1 rRNA gene is annotated in these 2,955 nt (G+C 50.6%); it reads right to left on the reverse strand.

Annotated elements, in window-relative coordinates:
• Positions 1-34 precede the first annotated feature (34 nt).
• A 23S ribosomal RNA gene (locus FS373_RS31290) occupies positions 35-2,939 on the reverse strand.
• Positions 2,940-2,955: the final 16 nt, after the last annotated feature.

Consider the following 2,955-nt stretch of genomic DNA (forward strand, 5'->3'; position numbering starts at 1 on the left):
ACACACACTAACTACACAAACCCATCTGGGTTGTATGGTTAAGCCTCACGAGTCATTAGTACAGGTTAGCTCAACGCCTCACAACGCTTACACACCCTGCCTATCAACGTCCTAGTCTCGAACGGCTCTTTAGAGGAATTAAATTCCTAGGGATGACTCATCTTAGGACTCGCTTCCCGCTTAGATGCTTTCAGCGGTTATCGATTCCGAACGTAGCTACCGGGCAATGCTATTGGCATAACAACCCGAACACCAGCGGTTCGTCCACTCCGGTCCTCTCGTACTAGGAGCAGCTTCCTTCAATCATCCAACGCCCACGGCAGATAGGGACCGAACTGTCTCACGACGTTCTGAACCCAGCTCGCGTACCACTTTAAATGGCGAACAGCCATACCCTTGGGACCGACTTCAGCCCCAGGATGTGATGAGCCGACATCGAGGTGCCAAACACCGCCGTCGATATGAACTCTTGGGCGGTATCAGCCTGTTATCCCCGGCGTACCTTTTATCCGTTGAGCGATGGCCCTTCCATACAGAACCACCGGATCACTATGACCTACTTTCGTACCTGCTCGACGTGTATGTCTCGCAGTTAAGCTGGCTTATGCCATTGCACTAACCGTACGATGTCCGACCGTACTTAGCCAACCTTCGTGCTCCTCCGTTACTCTTTGGGAGGAGACCGCCCCAGTCAAACTACCCACCAGGCACTGTCCTCAACCCCGATTCAGGGGCCTGAGTTAGAACATCAAAACTACAAGGGTGGTATTTCAAGGTTGACTCCATCAGAACTAGCGTCCCAACTTCAAAGTCTCCCACCTATCCTACACATGTAGGTTCAATGTTCAGTGCCAAGCTATAGTAAAGGTGCACGGGGTCTTTCCGTCTAGCCGCGGGTATACGGCATCTTCACCGCAATTTCAACTTCACTGAGTCTCGGCTGGAGACAGCGTGGCCATCATTACGCCATTCGTGCAGGTCGGAACTTACCCGACAAGGAATTTCGCTACCTTAGGACCGTTATAGTTACGGCCGCCGTTTACCGGGGCTTCGATCATGAGCTTCTCCGAAGATAACCCAATCAATTAACCTTCCGGCACCGGGCAGGCGTCATACCGTATACTTCCTCTTGCGAGTTTGCACAGTACTGTGTTTTTGATAAACAGTTGCAGCCACCTGGTATCTGCGACTCCCAACAGCTTAGAGAGCAAGTCTCATCACCGTCGGGAGCGTACCTTCTCCCGAAGTTACGGTACCATTTTGCCTAGTTCCTTCAGCCGAGTTCTCTCAAGCGCCTTGGTATTCTCTACCCAACCACCTGTGTCGGTTTGGGGTACGATTCCTACTAACCTGAAGCTTAGAAGATTTTCCTGGAAGCATGGCATCAACTACTTCAACCCCTTGGGGTCTCGTCATCAGTCCTCAGTCTTGCAATTTAATGCGTATTCCCGGATTTGCCTAAGAATACAACCTACAACCTTAAACGCGGACAACCAACGCCGCGCTAGTCTAGCCTTCTCCGTCTCTCCATCGCAGTTAGCAGAAGTACAGGAATATTAACCTGTTTCCCATCGATTACGCCTTTCGGCCTCACCTTAGGGGTCGACTTACCCTGCCCTGATTAACATTGGACAGGAAACCTTGGTCTTTCGGCGAGGGAGTTTTTCACTCCCTTTATCGTTACTCATGTCAGCATTCGCACTTCTGATACCTCCAGGATGGGTTACCCCTTTCCCTTCAACGGCTTACAGAACGCTCCTCTACCGCACCAGTGCAAGCACTAGTACCCATAGCTTCGGTGTATTGCTTAGCCCCGTTAAATCTTCCGCGCAGGCCGACTCGACTAGTGAGCTATTACGCTTTCTTTAAAAGATGGCTGCTTCTAAGCCAACTTCCTAGCTGTCTAAGCCTTCCCACATCGTTTCCCACTTAGCAATAACTTTGGGACCTTAGCTGATGGTCTGGGTTGTTTCCCTTTCCACGACGGACGTTAGCACCCGCCGTGTGTCTCCCGAGTAGTACTCATTGGTATTCGGAGTTTGCAAAGGGTTGGTAAGTCGGGATGACCCCCTAGCCTTAACAGTGCTCTACCCCCAATGGTATTCGCTCGAGGCGCTACCTAAATAGCTTTCGAGGAGAACCAGATATCTCCCGGTTTGATTGGCCTTTCACCCCCATCCACAAGTCATCCGCTCATTTTTCAACATAAGTCGGTTCGGTCCTCCAGTTGATGTTACTCAACCTTCAACCTGCCCATGGATAGATCACCGGGTTTCGGGTCTACACCTTGCAACTAAACGCGCAGTTAACACTCGGTTTCCCTACGGCTCCGCTATTCGCTTAACCTCGCTACAAAATGTAAGTCGCTGACCCATTATACAAAAGGTACGCAGTCACGGTCTCAAGAACCGCTCCCACTGCTTGTACGTATACGGTTTCAGGTTCTATTTCACTCCCCTCACAGGGGTTCTTTTCGCCTTTCCCTCACGGTACTGGTTCACTATCGGTCAGTCAGGAGTATTTAGCCTTGGAGGATGGTCCCCCCATGTTCAGACAAGATGTCACGTGTCCCGTCCTACTCGTTTTCATCTATGGTTAGTTTTCATGTACGGGGCTATCACCCTGTGCCGCTGAGCTTTCCAACTCATTCCACTAACACCCCATAGACTTAAGGGCTAATCCCCGTTCGCTCGCCGCTACTAGGGGAATCTCGGTTGATTTCTGTTCCTCCGGGTACTTAGATGTTTCAGTTCCCCGGGTTTGCCTCACTACACTATGTATTCATGTAGTGATACTCACTTATGTGAGTGGGTTTCCCCATTCGGACATCGTTAGCTCAAATGCTTGTTACTAGCTCGCCAACGCTTTTCGCAAGTTACTACGTCCTTCATCGCCTCTGACTGCCAAGGCATCCACCGTATACGCTTAGTCACTTAACCATACAACCCACATGGG

This window comes from Shewanella sp. YLB-07 (assembly GCF_009377275.1).